The sequence below is a fragment of the Streptomyces mesophilus genome, assembly GCF_011044995.1.
Classification (GTDB): domain Bacteria; phylum Actinomycetota; class Actinomycetes; order Streptomycetales; family Streptomycetaceae; genus Streptomyces; species Streptomyces mesophilus.
Genome location: NZ_JAAKZW010000104.1, coordinates 1 through 15,831, shown reverse-complemented (window position 1 = coordinate 15,831; position 15,831 = coordinate 1). Strand labels below are relative to the sequence as shown.

General features: G+C 71.2%; 14 protein-coding genes. 8 read left to right on the top strand and 6 right to left on the bottom strand.

Annotation, left to right across the window (positions count from 1 at the left end; translation table 11 throughout):
* Positions 1 to 57: 57 nt before the first annotated feature.
* On the bottom strand, positions 58 to 1,584 hold the full coding sequence (locus tag G6045_RS22905) for a DUF4331 domain-containing protein (protein WP_165333930.1): 1,527 nt from the start codon (positions 1,582 to 1,584) through the stop codon (positions 58 to 60).
* A 249-nt stretch (positions 1,585 to 1,833) separates the two neighbouring features.
* On the opposite strand from G6045_RS22905, the gene G6045_RS22900 reads away from it, so the two are divergent.
* The 3 genes from G6045_RS22900 (at position 1,834) to G6045_RS22890 (ending at position 3,519) form a co-directional block, all read left to right on the top strand.
* A complete protein-coding gene (locus G6045_RS22900) occupies positions 1,834 to 2,406 on the top strand; it encodes a sigma-70 family RNA polymerase sigma factor (RefSeq protein WP_328707870.1) in 573 nt (190 codons plus the stop codon).
* Positions 2,403 to 3,134, top strand: coding sequence for an anti-sigma factor (locus tag G6045_RS22895; protein ID WP_165333928.1), 732 nt, complete (start codon positions 2,403 to 2,405; stop codon positions 3,132 to 3,134). Before G6045_RS22900 ends, G6045_RS22895 begins: the two co-directional genes overlap by 4 nt.
* 115 nt (positions 3,135 to 3,249) lie before the next feature.
* On the top strand, positions 3,250 to 3,519 hold the full coding sequence (locus G6045_RS22890; RefSeq protein ID WP_165333927.1) for a hypothetical protein: 270 nt from the start codon (positions 3,250 to 3,252) through the stop codon (positions 3,517 to 3,519).
* Positions 3,520 to 3,694: 175 nt separating this feature from the next.
* On the opposite strand, the gene G6045_RS22885 is transcribed toward G6045_RS22890, so the two are convergent.
* Positions 3,695 to 4,912: a CaiB/BaiF CoA transferase family protein gene (locus tag G6045_RS22885; protein WP_165333926.1), complete on the bottom strand. Its 1,218-nt coding sequence runs from the start codon at positions 4,910 to 4,912 to the stop codon at positions 3,695 to 3,697.
* Between the two features lie 126 nt (positions 4,913 to 5,038).
* Between G6045_RS22885 and G6045_RS22880 the strand changes: the two genes are divergently transcribed.
* Together G6045_RS22880 and G6045_RS22875 are read left to right on the top strand one after the other, a co-directional pair.
* Positions 5,039 to 6,775, top strand: a complete 1,737-nt coding sequence (locus G6045_RS22880) for an amidohydrolase (RefSeq protein WP_328707869.1) — start codon at positions 5,039 to 5,041, stop codon at positions 6,773 to 6,775.
* Positions 6,776 to 6,847: 72 nt separating this feature from the next.
* Complete coding sequence (locus tag G6045_RS22875) at positions 6,848 to 7,627, top strand: ABC transporter permease (RefSeq protein WP_165333925.1); 780 nt, start codon at positions 6,848 to 6,850, stop codon at positions 7,625 to 7,627.
* 10 nt (positions 7,628 to 7,637) lie between these two features.
* Here the strand turns inward: G6045_RS22875 and G6045_RS22870 are convergent, their stop codons facing one another.
* From G6045_RS22870 to hmgA, 4 genes are read right to left on the bottom strand one after another with little or no spacing between them, the layout of a single operon-like run.
* Positions 7,638 to 8,144 carry a GNAT family N-acetyltransferase gene (locus tag G6045_RS22870; RefSeq protein ID WP_165333924.1) on the bottom strand — a complete coding sequence of 169 codons (507 nt, stop codon included), beginning with the start codon at positions 8,142 to 8,144 and terminating at the stop codon, positions 7,638 to 7,640.
* Positions 8,145 to 8,176: 32 nt separating this feature from the next.
* The gene (locus G6045_RS22865) at positions 8,177 to 9,376 is read right to left on the bottom strand and encodes a type ISP restriction/modification enzyme (protein ID WP_206344066.1); all 1,200 of its coding nucleotides are present in this window, start codon (positions 9,374 to 9,376) and stop codon (positions 8,177 to 8,179) included.
* A 60-nt stretch (positions 9,377 to 9,436) separates the two neighbouring features.
* Positions 9,437 to 10,186: a GntR family transcriptional regulator gene (locus tag G6045_RS22860; RefSeq protein WP_165333922.1), complete on the bottom strand. Its 750-nt coding sequence runs from the start codon at positions 10,184 to 10,186 to the stop codon at positions 9,437 to 9,439.
* Between the two features lie 56 nt (positions 10,187 to 10,242).
* The gene (hmgA, locus tag G6045_RS22855; RefSeq protein WP_165333921.1) at positions 10,243 to 11,562 is read right to left on the bottom strand and encodes a homogentisate 1,2-dioxygenase; all 1,320 of its coding nucleotides are present in this window, start codon (positions 11,560 to 11,562) and stop codon (positions 10,243 to 10,245) included.
* Between the two features lie 146 nt (positions 11,563 to 11,708).
* Here hmgA and G6045_RS22850 point away from each other — a divergent pair, with 146 nt between their 5' ends.
* The 3 genes from G6045_RS22850 to G6045_RS22840 all read left to right on the top strand — a co-directional run.
* Positions 11,709 to 13,775, top strand: coding sequence for a right-handed parallel beta-helix repeat-containing protein (locus tag G6045_RS22850; RefSeq protein ID WP_165333920.1), 2,067 nt, complete (start codon positions 11,709 to 11,711; stop codon positions 13,773 to 13,775).
* A gap of 86 nt (positions 13,776 to 13,861) precedes the next feature.
* Positions 13,862 to 14,629, top strand: coding sequence for a cupredoxin domain-containing protein (locus tag G6045_RS22845; RefSeq protein ID WP_235968192.1), 768 nt, complete (start codon positions 13,862 to 13,864; stop codon positions 14,627 to 14,629).
* 180 nt (positions 14,630 to 14,809) lie between these two features.
* On the top strand, positions 14,810 to 15,831 hold a 1,022-nt coding region (locus tag G6045_RS22840), incomplete at its 3' end, for a hypothetical protein (protein WP_235968191.1).

Genomic DNA, 15,831 nt, shown 5'->3' with positions numbered 1-15,831 from the left:
TGGTGGGCGTGGCCCGCTCGGGGGGAGCACGAGCGGGCCACGCCGGTTGAGGAGGGTTCAGATCAGCCGGCGGCGCATCCGCCACCAGGTGAGCCCGAGCCCGATGAGCAGCACACCCGCACCGGCCGCGGCGGCCGAGGCGATCAGCACCGCAGAGTCGTCGCCGGAGACCGAACCGGCCGGTGTCGTACCGCCGTTGAGGGCGGTGCGCGGCGAGGAGCCGGCGCTCTTGTCGGCCGTGTCTCCGCGCGAGCCCGACGTGGGCAGCGCCACGTACGGGAAGGAGTCGCCGAACTTCATGTCGTTGGCGTCGACCGCGTCGCCCAGATCGTTCTTCTGGCCGACCAGTTCGCCCTCGACGACCTGGAGCGAGATGTCCACCACGTCGTCGGCGAGCCGGCGCCCGTTGGGGTAGCCCGCGTTGTCACCGTCGAGCACTCCGAGCCGCTTGGGATCGGCGGCCGGCGGGATCGAGGTGTTGAGGCGCAGGGCCTCCGCGGGGCGGACGCCCGGCGGCATGTTGAGGCCCTTGACGCCGGTCAGGAACACCGACACCAGGTCGTTGCGGGGCTCGGCCGGTGCCTTGATCTTGTAGATCGACTCGATCAGCCTGGGCAGTTCGGGCTTCGTGACGTACGGCAGGAAGTCCGCGTCGTTCCAGGGCGAGGACGCGTTGAACTTGTCCTTGTCCTTCATCGGCACGACGACCTCGTTGACCAGCGGCATCCCGAGCCGGGACACCTGGGTCCACTTGCCGCTCGCGTTCTTGCGGCTGGTTGTCGACCAGACCGAGACCACCGGCTGCTTCTTGGACTGCACGAGCTTCGCGGTCGGCACCTGCAGGGCGACCGTGTTGACGTTGTAGCCCTTGAGCGTGTCCCGGCCGACCTCCGAGAGATCACCGCCGTACAGGAGGTCGAAGACCCTCAGGTCCAGGAAGAACGGGTCGTCCGCCTGGCCCACGTACGAGGTGGATCCGTCGCCGAGCTGCCGGGTCGCCTGGTCGCGCAGCTTCTTGTAGTTCGGCATCGACGCCTTGCCGACGTTCGACGGCGCGATCGGCAGATTGTCCGCGATCTTCGTCGTCGACACGATCTTCTGCTTGTCCAGCTTCAGTACGTCGATGTCGTACGTCTGGTTCACGTTCAGGTCGGGATCGTCGAGCGAGGTCACCGGGCCTGTGTTGTACAGGAAGGTGTTGCCGTTCCTGATCTTGGTGTCGAAGGTCCAGCGGTACAGCAGATCGCCCTGGGCGTCGCCGTCGCTGTCTATGTGGATGTCGTAGCGGCCGTCCTCGGGGAACGGGTAGAAGTTCGGGCCGCCCGCGGGCTCCTCGAACGGCACCCAGTTCGCCACGAGCGTGGTGGTGTCCGGCTTGTCGGGGCTCACGAACGCGTACACGTCCGTGTTGTCGTACTCGGGCTGCCCCGAGATCAGCGGCGCCTCACGGTGGCTGGAGGCTCGGGCCTGCCCCGGTTCGAGCAGGCTCACACCGGCGGCCGCGAGTCCCCCGGCCGCCAACGCACCACAGAGCAGAGCGGCCAGGGACCTGGGTCCCGGCATGCTCCCGGTGAGTGCTGTCATCGCGTCCGTCCTCTTGGTCGGGCCCCGCGCCGGGTGGTGCGGGGCGTTCCGTCGGAGGCCATTCGGGGCCCGGGGCGCGGCGGATTGGGCCCGGGACGCATCCGTTCGGTCCGGGACACATCCGTGACAAGCCGGCCGGCGCCCGAGGGAGAGGGCGGGAGTCCCCTGCGCGGGAAAGCCATCCGCTCCGCGCCCGGCGACGAATCAGCGGGACGGGACGACGCCGGACGAGGCCTGGGGGAGCGCATGGTGACGAGCACGCGAGGCAGGGACCGCATGGGGGCGGACGAGTTGCTGCCGAGGGTGGCGCAGGGCGACCAGGGGGCTTTCGAGGACCTGTACGGCCTGGTGTCGGGCCAGGTCTACGGCCTCGTGCGGCGGGTGCTGCGGGACCCGGCGCAGTCGGAGGAGGTGGCTCAGGAGGTGCTGCTCGAACTGTGGCGCGGCGCCGGGCGGTTCGATCCCGAGCGGGGCAGTGCGCTCGCCTGGATCCTCACCCTCGCCCATCGCCGCGCCGTCGACCGGGTCCGTGCCGCACGGGCCGCGAGCGACCGCGAGGAGCGGGTCGCCCGCCGTGCGCAGACCCCCGCGTTCGACCACGTCGCCGAAGAGGTCGAGGCCGGTCTCGAACGCGAGTGGGTACGCCGCTGCCTCGACCGGCTGACCGCACTGCAGCGCCAGTCGGTGACGCTCGCCTACTACGACGGCTATACGTACCGCGAGGTCGCCCATCGTCTGTCCGTGCCGCTGGGCACGGTGAAGACCCGTATGCGGGACGGGCTGATGCGGCTGCGGGAGTGCCTGGGCGGAGGCCTCGCATGAACCTGTTCACCGGGCCGCACTCGCTGGCCGGTCCCTACGCGCTGGACGCGCTCGACGGGCGCGAACTGCGCCGGTTCGAGCGCCATCTGGCCCGCTGCGCCCCCTGCCAGGAGCAGGTGCGCGCCCTGCGGACGGACACGCTCCGGCTCGCCCGGGCCGCCTCGGGCACGGCGCCGGAAGGGATGCGGGACCGGGTCCTGACCGCCGTACGCACCTTGGAACAGGAACGTTCTCCGCAGCGGCCCGCACCGCGGTTCACCCTGCGCCCGGCGCCCGTCGCCGCCGCGGCCGCGACGCTCGCCCTGATCGCCGCCGCCCTGCTCGGGGTCCAGCTCACTCGCACACAGGATCGCCTCGACCGCGAACAGGCGCAGGCCCGTGCGATCGCACAGGTACTTGCGGCGCCGGATGCCCGTACGACGGGTGAACGATTTCCGGACGGCAGCGCGGTCGCGGTGGTCTCCTCACCGGGACTCGGCCGGGCGGTGGTGACCGTCAGCGGGCTCGACGCACCACCACGTGGCAAAGATCACCAACTGTGGTTGACGGGAGCGGGAAACCCCCGGTCACTGGGCCTGCTCGACGGCGACGAACCCCTGGTCGCATGGGACTTCCGAGGCCGTGCCGGCGCGCTAGCGGTCACCACCGAACCCGACGGCGGATCCCTCGCGCCGACCGGCAGGCCGCTCGTCCAACTCGCCCTGAAATCAGACGTATTCGGGGAGTAATCGTCAACCTCCTTATCGTGCAGGTGAATCATGCGACCGGGATACACGAGTGTCATGAGGGGGCGATAGGGTTAACCTGCCCGGGCCGGGTGCCCTCGTATGGGTGGGGAGTGACATGGAACAGATAACAGTGCGCAGCAGGGCGCGAGTCCCTGCCATCACGTGTGGGAGCAGCGCGACCAGCTCGCGCCTCGACCGCCATCTCGCCGTGCTGGGCGGTCCCGCCGTCCCGCAGCGTGACGTGGCCGAGGCGACGTCGCTGATGCGCGAGCTCACCTCGCGTGAGGTGCCGCGCGAGCGATCGAGCAGGGGTGCCAGGGTGCGCCGCGTCTCGCTGTTCGCGCCGCTGCGCAGGCTGACCCGCTCGCTCTTCGGCGGCCACTGAGCCGGCGGGCGTCCGGCGCGATCGGTCCCCGGGCTCTTGGAGCGGGGGATGCCCACTGCCCGCGTCCGCGCGGGCAGTAGTCCACCTTTCGGCGCGGACCTGAGGTCCGCGAACTCGGCACGGGTCCCAGGTCCGTGGACTCGGCACGGGCCCAGGTCCGTGCACCGGCCCGCGCTCAGGCGATCACACCCTCCCGGCGCAGCGCTGCGATCTCGGCGTCCGACTTCCCCACGGCACGCAGCAGCGCCTCGGTGTGCTCCCCGAGCGCGGGCACACTCCCCAGCGCGGGTTCCGTCCCCGGCAGCGTGATGGGCGGCAGCAGGGTCCGCAGCGGCCCCACCGGGGACCCCATCTCACGCCAGCGCTCACGTGCCGCCAGCTGCGGGTGCTCGGCGACCTCGTGCAGATCGCGCAGCCGCGCGCAGGCGATACCGGCCGCCTCGAGCCGCGCGATCGCCTCGTCCGCGGTCAGTTTCCCCAGCGCCTCGCCCACCAGTGCGTCCGTCGCGCCGCGGCGCGCGGTCCGCTCGGCGTTCGTCGCGTACGCGGGATCGGTGCCCAACTCCGGCTGGTGCAGGACCTGTTCGGCAAGGCGCCGCCACTCCCGGTCGTTCTGCACCGAGAGCAGCACGCGGGCGCCGTCCGCCGTCGGATAGGCGTCGTACGGAGCGATGACGGCGTGCGCGAGGCCCGTGCGCGCCGGGGGCGTGCCGCCGTGCATCGTGTGATGCAGCGGATGCCCCATCCACTCCGCGAGCGCCTCCAGCATCGAGATCTCGACCGGACCGCCACGCCCCGTGGTGCCTCGGCGTACGAGGGCGGCAAGGACACCCGAGAACGCGTACATGCCGGCCGCGATGTCGGCCGCCGGAATCCCCGACTTGACGGGCTGCCCAGGGGTGCCGGTGACCGAGACGAGACCGGCCTCGCACTGCACGAGCATGTCGTACGCGCGCTTGTCCGCGTACGGGCCGCCGGCGCCGTAACCCGAGATGTCCACCGCGATCAGGCGGGGGTCCCCGGCGCAGAGCGTCGCCGCGTCGAGGCCGAGCCGGGCCGCCGCGCCCTGCGCGAGGTTCTGCACGAACACATCGGCCCCGGCGACGAGTTGGCGTACGACGTCCAGACCGCGCGGATCCTTGAGGTTCACCGCGAGGGACTCCTTGCCGCGGTTGGCCCACACGAAGTGTGAGGCGAGACCGTGTGCGGCGGTGTCGTAACCGCGGGCGAAATCGCCGCCGTCAGGGCGCTCGACCTTGATGACACGGGCCCCCAGGTCGGCCAGCTGGCGGGTGGCGAAGGGAGCGGCGACGGCCTGCTCGACGGCGACGACCGTGAGGCCCTCCAGGGGGAGCGGCGAGGCCTCGGCGAGGGGCGGGGGTGCGGTGAACATGAGAGTGATCCTGAACCCCGCGTAACACCTTTGTCATCCACGGATGTTGACGAGGCAACCTTTCGGGTCCATGGTCCTAGCTGATCACTTGCCTGTTACACCCATCCTCGTCCCCCGGAGGTACGCGTGTGTGACCTGCACGACCAGCATGAGCACGAGACCCTGGCCGGAACCGGACAGCCCGTCCTCAGCCGCAGAAGGATCATGCAGCTGCTCGGCGCCGCGGGCGTCACTTCCGCCGTCATGACCGCCGAGGCGGACCCCGCGATGGCCGCGGCCGACAGCGGCCCGGCCGAAGCCGCCGCGTACACCGCGCCCGAAGGCCTGGCCGAGGACAGCCCCGCCAAGCAGGCGGCGCTCGACTGGATCGACGCCAACGCCTCCCGCGTCACCGGCCTCAACTCCGAGATCTGGGAGAACGCCGAGCTGTCGCTGCGCGAATGGAAGTCCTCGCTCGCGCAGGCCGAGTTCCTCGAACGCGCCGGATTCGAGATCGAGTTCGGCACCGCGGGCTTCCCCACGGCGTTCACCGCGACCTTCCGGCAGGGCAAGGGCGGTCCGGTGCTCGGCTTCAGCGGCGAGTACGACGCGCTGCCCGGCCTGTCCCAGAAGAAGGGCGTCGGCCACCACGATCCCCTGGAGTACATCCACGACCCGTTCGCGCCCAGCTACGGCCCCGGCCACGGCTGCGGGCACAGCGCGCTCGGCACGGCGGCCGCAGCCGCCGCGGCCGCGGTCGCCCGGGCCGCGCGGGAGCGGAAGGTGCCGGTCACGGTGAAGTTCTTCGGCTCGACCGCCGAGGAGACGCTGATCGGCAAGACGTACGCGGTCAGCAAGGGCGTGTACGAGGGCCTCGACGCCTTCCTCGACTGGCACCCCTCGACCGCCAACGCCACCGGCTGGGGCACGACCACGGCGATGACCGCGGTCACCTTCACCTTCCTCGGTGTCGCGGGCCACGGCGGCACCCCGCTCGGCAACAAGTCCGCGCTCGACGCGGCCGTGATGATGGCAACGATGTCCGAGTTCCTGCGCGAGGAGAACCTCGCGCCCGGCGGCCGGCTGCACTGGGTGATCAACAACGGCGGCGACATCCCCAACGTCACCCCGGAGATCGCCGAGATCTCCTACTACGTACGCGAAGGCAGCCCCGCGCGCGTCCAAGTGCTGCTCGACAAGGTGATCGCGGTGGCCGAGGCGGCCGCGAAGGCTTCGCAGACCAAGGTCCAGCACAAGATCACCTCGGCCTGCTGGAACCAGCTGCCCAACAAGGCGTTCGCGGAACTGCTGCACGAGAACATGCGCCAGGTCGGCCCGCCGAAGTTCGGCGCGGACGCGCACCAGCTGGCCAAGGAGCTGCAGGAGTCGCTCGGGCTGCCCGCGAAGGGCATGCATGCCGAGATCGCCCAACTCACCCCGCCCAACCCGGTGTTCATGGGCGGCGGCTCCACCGACGTCGCGGACATCAGCTGGAACGTGCCGACCGTGTCGATGGGCGCGGCCCTCGCCCCGATCGGCACGAAGATGCACACCTGGTCCACGGCGTCCTGTGCGGCCGCGGCGCCCGGGCAGGCGGCGGTCGTCGCCGCGGCCAAGTATCTGGCGGCCACCGCGGTCGATCTGGTCACGCAGCCGGAGCGTCTGAAGGCGGTCAAGGACGAGTTCGCCGAACGCACCAAGGGCGTCGACTGGAAGACGGCGCTGCCGGACGGCTATGAGCCGCCGATGTACGAGCCGCCGTCCTGGTTCCTCAAGCGCACCGGCCAGAAGTGGCCGCCGTCGAACATCACCTGGCCGCCGAAGCGGGTGGTCTCGCAGGAGAAGTTCGCGTCGCTCGGCCCGGAGCCGGCGCCGCAGAAGTAGCGCGTCGGGGGCGGGGCGCGCGGTGTGCCCCGCCCCGTCCGTGCCGGCCCTCGGCCGCCTAGGGTGGCCCTCGTGTCCGAGTCCGCCGCCTCCGTACTCCTGCCCGTCAACGCCACGCTCGGCGTCGTGCTCGCCGTCCTGCTCGTGGTGGCCGTCGCGGTCGCCGCGTACGCGCGGCTCTCCCCGGACGACAGCGGCGGCCGGGCACGGGAGATCGCCGTGGCCGGGGTGCGGGCGACGGTCCAACTGGCCGTCGTCTCGCTGCTCATCGGCTGGGTGGTGCGGTCGGTGCCGCTGCTGCTCGCCTTCGTGCTGCTGATGTTCTCGGTGGCGGTACGCACCGCAGGGCGCCGTATCACCGACAACTCCACGTGGTGGTGGGCGGCCGCCCCGATCGCGGCCGGTGTCGTGCCGGTCGTCGTGGCCCTGCTGCTCACCGGACTCGTCCCGCTCAAGGGCATCGCGCTGATCCCCATCACAGGCATCCTCATCGGCGGCGCGCTCACCGCCACGGTGCTCGGCGGCCGCCGGGCCCTGGACGAACTCCACACGCGCCGCGGCGAGGTGGAGGCCGCGATGGCCCTGGGCATGCTCGACGCCGACGCCCGCCTCGAGATCGCCCGCCCCGCCGCCTCCGACGCCCTGCTGCCCGGCCTCGACCAGACCCGCACCGTCGGCCTGGTCACCCTGCCCGGCGCGTTCGTCGGGATGCTGCTCGGGGGCGCGTCACCGGTGCAGGCGGGGGCGGTACAACTGTTCGTCCTGGTCGCGCTGCTCGCCGTACAGGCGGTGGCGGTCGCGGTGGCGCTCGAACTGGTGGCGCGGGGGCGGCTGCACCGGGACGGGCCGTAGTTCCCCGGCGCTATGGCAACGAGCGGGTGAACCAGGCGATTTCACCGGCCTTTTCCTCCGTGACCACACGATCCCGCTCGAATCCGATTTTCTCGATGACGCGGAGCGAGGGAGTGTTCCACGTGCCGATGGTGGACCAGAGCCGCTTCCGCCCGGTCGCGGCCGCGGCGTCGAGTACCGCGCGGGCCGCCTCGGTGGCGTAGCCGTTGCCGTGCGCGCGCTGGAACAACTCGTAGGCGATCTCGGGCTCCTCCAGGGTGGAGCGGCCGATGATCAGTCCGCAGTAGCCGATGAAGTCGCCCTCCTTGCGCCGCTGGATGGGCAGCAGGGCGATCCCGTTCGTCTCCGTGGCCGTGAGCATCTCCGCGATGTCGTCACGGACGGACTCCACCGTGAGCTTCCCCTTGCCGCGCTCGGCGACCAGGTCGCGGAGTTCGGCGGCGTCCGACGCGTGCCATGGTCGAAGCAGCAGCCGCTCGGTCTCCAGGTGGTACGGCATCGTCTCGTACGTCGTCATGTCCCCACTCTGCCCCACGGGCCCGTGGCCGCTCAGAGCAGGGCGAACTGACCGCCCGGGCCCTCCTCATGGTGGTCGAGTACGGAGGCCGGGCGGCGGGACGTCTCGGGGACGGGCAGCACTCCGGCGTTGCGCAGCGCCCTCGCGCCGAGCGGGTCCGCCTCGGTCGTGGCCGTCAACTCGTCCTGCCGGGGCCGTAGTTCGGCGAGCAGAGCCAGGACCGTGATCAGTTCGAGCAGCTCCGAGGTGCGCTCCTGCGGCCAGATGCGCGGCCCGATCGCCTCGAGCTCCCCGGGCTCGGCGGTCTGCGTGCGGCGCGCGAACCACAGCTCGAGCACCCGGACACCGCTGACGTGGAAATCCCAGGCCTCCGCCGGTACGGGGGAGATCCGGCCGTCGCCGATGTGCAGGGCCTCCTCGTCGCGGTCGTAGAGGAGCTCGGCGGGACGGGGCGGGAGTGCGGCGCGGACGTAGGGGCGGCGGCCGCCCGGCAGTTTGGGGCGCTCACCGGTGCGCAGATGGAGCCAGAGGATGCGGTGGCCGAGCTCGACGCCATGGGCCCAGATGTCCGGGTCCGCGGGGAGCGGGACACGGACGCCGTCGGAGCCGTTGCGGCCGGTGGCCAGGGCCCAGGTCAGCAGGTGCTCGGGGAGGATCTCGCGGCCGTACTGCCCCTCCAGGAACGCGCCGAGTCCGGGGGCGAGATTGGGCTCGTCGCCGCCGGGCCTTCGGTAGAGGGGCAGGATGCGCCCCGGGCGCCCGGCCGGTGAACGGCCGTCCGGTATCAGGGCAGTGGCGAGCAGTGCGGGACCGCTGCTGTCGGGGACGTACCCCTGCTCGACGAGGAACAGCTGCTCGGGGCCGGCCACACGCCACACCTCGGGCCGCGCCACGTCGATGAGCCGGTGGTCGGCGATCAGCCACTGCTCGTCGAACGGTCCGTGCAGCACCTGCACCGGCTCCGGACACGGGCCGGACGCGGAGGCGAGTGGTCCGGTGCCCGCGGGGTGGCCGGGGAGCTGGGCGACGGTGGTGCGCAGGGTGCGCGACCGGCTCGGCTTGAACAGCGCCTCGCGCGCGGCGCCTTCGGCCCGTACGAACGCCTCCCAGCGCGCCTTCAGGGACGACGTCTCGGGCGCCAACGGCCAGCCGCGGCCGATGCGCAGAGGCGCGACGGACCACGGCATGAGGTCTTTGAGCAGCGGCGCTTCTTCTTGCGTCACGGTCAGCATCGTACTCAGGGGCGTTCCGCCGGGGCCCGGCCTCCTGAGGCCTGATCCACAGGGCAGGCCCTAGTGGGCGTCCAAGGTCACGGTGAACGAGAACCGGTCGCCCCGGTACAGGATCCGCGCCACATCCAACGCGCAGCCCTCCTCGTCGAAGGTGACCCCTGTGTAGTGCAGGATCGGGCTGAGCAGCGGGACTTCGAGGAGACGGGCCGTCTCCGGGTCGGCGAGGCGGGCCTCGACCGTGTCGGTGATCCGGCTGATCTGGACGCCCACGCCGTCGCGCAGCACCTTGGTCATCGGCCAGCGCAGCAGATCGTCCGGATCGATCCGCTCGGCGAGATCGGGGCGGACGAAGTTGCGGGCGTGATTGGTCGGTTCACCCGTCGCCTCGTCGCTGCGCAGCCGGTGATACGTGGCGACCTCGCTGAACTCCGGGAAGAACTCGGCGAGTTCGCTGTCCACGGGTGCCTTGCCGTGGTCGAGCAGCCGGGTGGTCATCCCCGACTGCTGGGCCACGATCGCGTCCACCGAACCGAGCAGCCGCACGGGCGCACTGCGCGTCGCGCTCGGCTCGATGAACGTGCCGCGCCGCCGGTGCCGGCTGATCAGTCCTTCGTCCTCGAGCTCCTTGAGCGCCTGCCGCATGGTCAGCACGCTCACGCCGTAGTGCAGCGCGAGCTGCTCCTCGGTCGGCAGGCGCAGCGGCGCCTCCGGGGAGCGGCCCAGTATCGAGGCCCGCAGGGACTGCGAAACCTGATACCAGAGCGGCAGCTTGCGGTTCAGGACGATCGAGTCCGGGGCGAAAGCGGTCACTGGCTACTCCGATCCGGTCGCGGCTGCGTCAATGCCGACAAGGAGACGTAGGGCTCTTACGGCCTGAAGTGCCGTTCGAGACCCTGCCACACATCGTCGTAGGACGTCTGCAGGTGGTCGGCGCCTTGCGCCTGCCCGGTGAGCGTCACCGGCCAGCGCGTCTCGAACATGAACGCGAGCCCGTCGTCGATCTTCTGCGGTTTCAGCTCCGCCGCCGAGGCCTTCTCGAAGGTCTCGCGGTCGGGCCCGTGCGCGGACATCATGTTGTGCAGCGAACCGCCGCCGGGGACGAAGCCCTCGGCCTTCGCGTCGTACGCGCCCTCGATCAGGCCCATGTACTCGCTCATGACATTGCGGTGGAAGTACGGCGGCCTGAAGGTGTCCTCGCCCACCAGCCAGCGCGGCGCGAAGACCACGAAGTCGACGCCGGCGAGTCCGGGGGTGTCGGTGGGTGAGGTGAGCACCGTGAAGATCGACGGGTCGGGGTGATCGTAGGAAATGGTGCCGATGACGTTGAAGCGGCGCAGGTCGTAGACGTACGGCACGTGGTTGCCGTGCCAGGCGACCACATCGAGCGGCGAGTGGTCGTAGGCGGCCGTCCAGAGGTTGCCGCAGTACTTGTTGATCACCTCGACGGGGCCTTCGACATCCTCGTACGCGGCCGTCGGCGCCTGGAAGTCACGGGCGTTGGCAAGGCCGTTGGCGCCGATCGGGCCGAGGTCGGGGAGCTGGAACGGGGCGCCGTAGTTCTCGCAGACGTATCCGCGTACGGCATCGGCGAGAGGCTCCACGCGGAAGCGGACCCCGCGCGGGATCAGCGCCACATGGCCGGGCTCGGCGTGCAGCAGCCCGAACTCGGTGCGGATGAGGAGGCCTCCCTGTTCGGGGACGATCAGGAGCTCGCCGTCGGCGCTGCTGAACACCCGCCGCTGCATGGGGGAGTTGGCGTGGTAGAGGTGTACCGCCATGCCCGTGCGCTGGGTGGCGTCACCGTTGCCGCCGAGCGTCCACAGGCCGGCGACGAAGTCGGTGCCGGGCGCCGGGTCCGGCAGCGGGTTCCAGCGCAGCCGGTTGGGGTCGGGCGTCGTCTCGGTGAAGGGCGCCGTGCGGATCGCGCCGTTGTCGGTGCGCGTGAAGGCGGGGTGTGCGGCCGAAGGGTGGATGCGGTACAGCCACGAGCGGCGGTTGTGCGCCCTCGGCTCGGTGAACGCGCTGCCGCTGAGCTGCTCCGCGTACAGACCGAGCGGTGCGCGCTGCGGTGAGTTGCGGCCGACGGGCAGCGCACCCGGCACCGCCTCGGAGCTGTGCTCATTTCCGAAGCCGGTGAGATACGTGAGCTCCTGGGCCGTCTTCCTCGCCTGCTCGATGCCGTTCATGGTGGCGCTCCCGGTGCGTTAAGGAATCCTATGGTCCACCGTAGGATTCCGATGAGGGTGCGTCAACGGGGCCCCGCGAGGAGTGCCGCAGAAAGTTACCTCCGGAGGGGCTCCGAAAAGATGAACAATCCTCTACTCTCACGCGCATGCCATGGACCCGAAGGCTCCTAGCCGTCCTTGCCGCGCTGTGCGCGACCCTCCTCATAGCCCCCGTCGCCCAGGCGCACGAGGAGCGGCCGGTGACGTTCCCGGACGGTTCGGGCAGCGTGCCCACCTATCGCGACGGGCCCCCTGACCTGCTGGTCTGCAAGAAGGACCGGGCGGACTTCGAGCGCCGGATCTCCGGCTTCCCTGCCGAGCTGCGCAAGGAGAACCTCGACCTCTTCGAGAAGTGCCAGGAGAGCGGCTTCCGGCATCTGCAGGAGGCGGTGGACGCCGTCGACGAGCCCGGCATGAACATCGCGATCCTGCCCGGCCTGTACGAGGAGGAGCCCTCGCAGCCCAAGCCCACGGGCGCGTGCACCAAGCTCAAGGCCAAGGACTCCGCGCTGGGTTACCAGATCCTGTCGTTCGCGCAGCAGAAGCAGTGCCCGCACAACCAGAACCTCGTCGCGATCCTCGGCAAGAAGGACCTGCAGATCGAGGGCACCGGCGCCTCACGGCTCGACGTGGTGATCGACGCCAAGTACGGGAAGCTGAACGCGATCCGCGCGGACGAGAGCGACGGGATCTACTTCCGGAACTTCACCGCCCAGCGCACCACCTTCAACTCGCTGTACGTCCTGGCCGGCGACGGCTTCGTCATCGACGACGTGCTGACCCGCTGGAACGACGAGTACGGCTTCCTCACCTTCGCCAGCGACCACGGGCTCTACAAGAACTGCGAGTCGTACGGCAACGGCGACTCCGGCATCTACCCGGGCAGCGCCTCCGACATCAACAACGAGCGCGGCTACGACGTCCCGCGCTACTCCATCGAGATCACCGGCTGCCGCAGCCACCACAACATGGTCGGCTACAGCGGCACCGCGGGCGACTCGGTCTATGTGCACGACAACGAGTTCGACCACAACATGGGCGGCGCCTCCATGGACTCCGCCTTCCCCGGGCACCCCGGACTGCCGCAGAACCACGCCCGGTTCGAGCGCAACGACATCCACGACAACAACGCGGACTACTACAAGTACATCGCCGACGGCACCTGCGCGAAGGCTCCCGTGGACCGCGGCTACGAGGACGGCGTGGTCTGCCCGCAGATCTCCATGCCGCCCGGCACCGGCATCATCACCGCCGGCGGCAACTGGAACCTCTACGAGAACAACTGGGTGTACGGGCATGACCGCGCCGCCTTCTTCCTGAGCGCCGTGCCCGCCTTCATCCGCGGGGAGTCGGCCTGGTCGAAGCAGGCGGACACCTCGCACCACAACCGGTACGCGGGCAACAAGCTCGGCGTCGACAAGCAGGGCGAGGCGCGGCCCAACGCCACCGACGTGTGGTGGGACGGGCAGGGCGAGGGCAACTGCTGGCAGGGCTCGGCGGGCGCGTCCACGCCCCGGGCGCTGCCGGAGTGCGGGTCCTCGCGCGGGGACGTGTCCGGCGGTGCGGACCGGCTCGCGGGCGAACCGACCAAGCTGGCGGCCCTGCTGGTGTGCGCCGACTACGACGCACGGGCCGCACGGCTTCCCGCGGGCTGCGACTGGTACGGGGCGACGGGGATCGAACGGATCGAGGTCCAGGTCGCGTTGGGGATCGCGGCCGTACTGACGCTCGTCGGGGGCGTGCTGTGGTGGCGCAGGCTGCGCACCCATCGGTGGGCGACGGTGGCCTGTGCGGCGGGTCTTGTCGGGCTCGCCTTGGACGTGGCCGGTGCCACGAAGGGCCTGCAGGCCGGGTATCTGCCCGCTGTGGCACTGCTGTTGACCGGTGCCTGGTGGGTCGGAGCCGGTGTGGTGCTGCGCGGGGAGCGGCCCTGGTTCGGCTGGGTGACGGTCGCCCTCGGCGTGCTCACCCTGCTCGACGCCTTCGACAAGGCGGTGGTGATGCTGCCCTGGATCCCGCTGGGCCCGGCCTGGATCCGTGGGCTGCTCGGTGTGGTGTGGGTGATCTGGGCCGTGGTCGTGGCGGCTTCGCGTGCGGGGGAGGCCCCTGCCGTGGCGGAGGCGGACGAGGAGCAGCCGCCGCCGACGGTGGCCGAGGCGGAGGTGCCGGTGTGAGGGGTGCCGGTGTGAGGGGTGTCGGGGCGCGGAGTGTCCGCCGAGGTGCGGGGGCCGTCGCCGTGGCGCTGCTGCTCGTCGGCGTTATGGCGGGCTGCAGCGACCGCCCCACCACGCACCACAAGCCCGGCACCAGCCATGAGGAGGCGAGCGGTTCGACCGGCCGGCTGCTCGACCGCGAGGACGAGTCAGGGCATCGCTACCGGCAGGTCGACGCCGCGGACGCGCCGTCCGTGGAACTGGCGGTGCGCCCGGACTCCGTGGACGGCTGGAACGTCCGGCTCTCCGTCCACGCCTTCCGGTTCACGCCCGACAGTGTGGGCGGGGGAGCGCTGCCGGGCCGTGGCCACGCCCATCTGTATCTGGACGACCGCAAGATCGCCCGGGTGTACGGCGAGTGGTACCACCTGCCCGCATCCGCCGTCCCCAAGGGCGCCCACACGCTCACCGCCCGCCTGTACGCGGACGACCACACCGTCTGGGCGGTCGACGGAAAGCCGGTCGAGTCGACGGCCGAGCTGTCCCAGGCGGGGCGGGGGAGCGGGCACGGCCATGACGACGGCGGCTCGGACGCGCCGGACGAGGGCAGCGCCGACCGCACCGTGACGATCACCGTCGACGGCAAGAGCGTCGAACCCCCGCCCGGACGCATCGAGTTGAAGAAGGGCCAGCGCATTCGCCTGTCGGTGACGAGCGACCGCGCCGACACCCTCCATGTCCACGGCTACGACAAGGAGGCCGACCTGCCTGCGGGCCGCGCGGGCACGCTGACACTCACACTGGACCGCACCGGCCTCTTCGAGGTCGAGACCCACGGCTCGGGCCTCCTCCTCATGCAACTCGTGGTGCGGTGAAAGGTGTTGACCCTGAGCACGCTGAACACCTTGAACACCCTGCACTCCCTGCGGGACCTGCCTACGGTGCGGGACCTGCCCGGCGTGCGCGACCTGCACGCGCTGCCCGTCCCCGAGGCCGGGGCGCAGGCCCTGCACGCCATCGCCCCGACGGACACCCCGGCCCCGCGCCCCTCAGCCCTGACCTCGCTCGCCCACGGCATCGGCTCCCAGCACGACCTGCCCCTCTCCCCCTTCTATGCGTACGCCGGTGCCTTCGCCGCCCTGTTGATCTCCTTCCTCGCGCTGGGTCTCCTCTGGTCCACCTCCCGTTTCCGCGGCGACCGCTCCGGACTCGCGCTGCCCCGCCCGGTGCAGCGCCTGGCCGACGCGCGTTCGACCCGCCGCGTACTGCGCGTACTCGGCCTCGCCGCAGCCCTGTTCGTCCTCGCCCATCTCCTCTTCGGCCCTGACGACCCCGAACGCAACCCGGCACCCGGCGCCGTCCACGTCCTGTTCTGGGTCGGACTCGTCCCCGCATCCCTCCTCTTCGGCCCCGTCTGGCGTCTCCTCAACCCACTGCGCACCCTGCACGCCGCAGGCTGCCGCGCACTGCGGCGCGACCCGGCGGCAGGCCGCCCGCTCCCGGCGTGGCTCGGCATGTGGCCCGCCGCGGTCCACCTCTTCGCGTACACCTGGCTCGAACTGGCCTCCCCGGACCCGGCCTCCCGTACCGCCCTGCTCGTCTTCCTCCTGGCCTACGCGGCCGTCCACCTCGCCGCCGCCGCGTACTTCGGTGCGCGCTGGTTCACGCAGGGCGACGCCTTCGAGGCGTACTCGACCCTGTTCGCCCGGCTCTCCCTCATCGGCCGCCGCCGCGACGGACGCCTCGTACTCCGCAACCCCTTCCACGGCCTCGACGCGACCCCGCCCGTCCCGGGGCTCGTCGCCACCGTGTGCGTCATGCTCGGCTCCACCGCCTACGACGGCTACTCGGACTCCCCGTCCTGGATCACCACCCTCCAGACCTCCTCCCTCGGCCGCACCGCCACGGCCACGCTCGGACTGCTCGGCGCCATCGCCCTGGTCGCCGTCCTCTACTCCCTGTGCGCGAGCGCCACCCGCGCCTTCGCCCGCCGATCGGCCGCCGCCGGGACCACCGCCGGGTCAGCAGCGAGAGCCACCGCCCCGAAGACCACCGCCCCAAAGGCCGCCGCCACCAC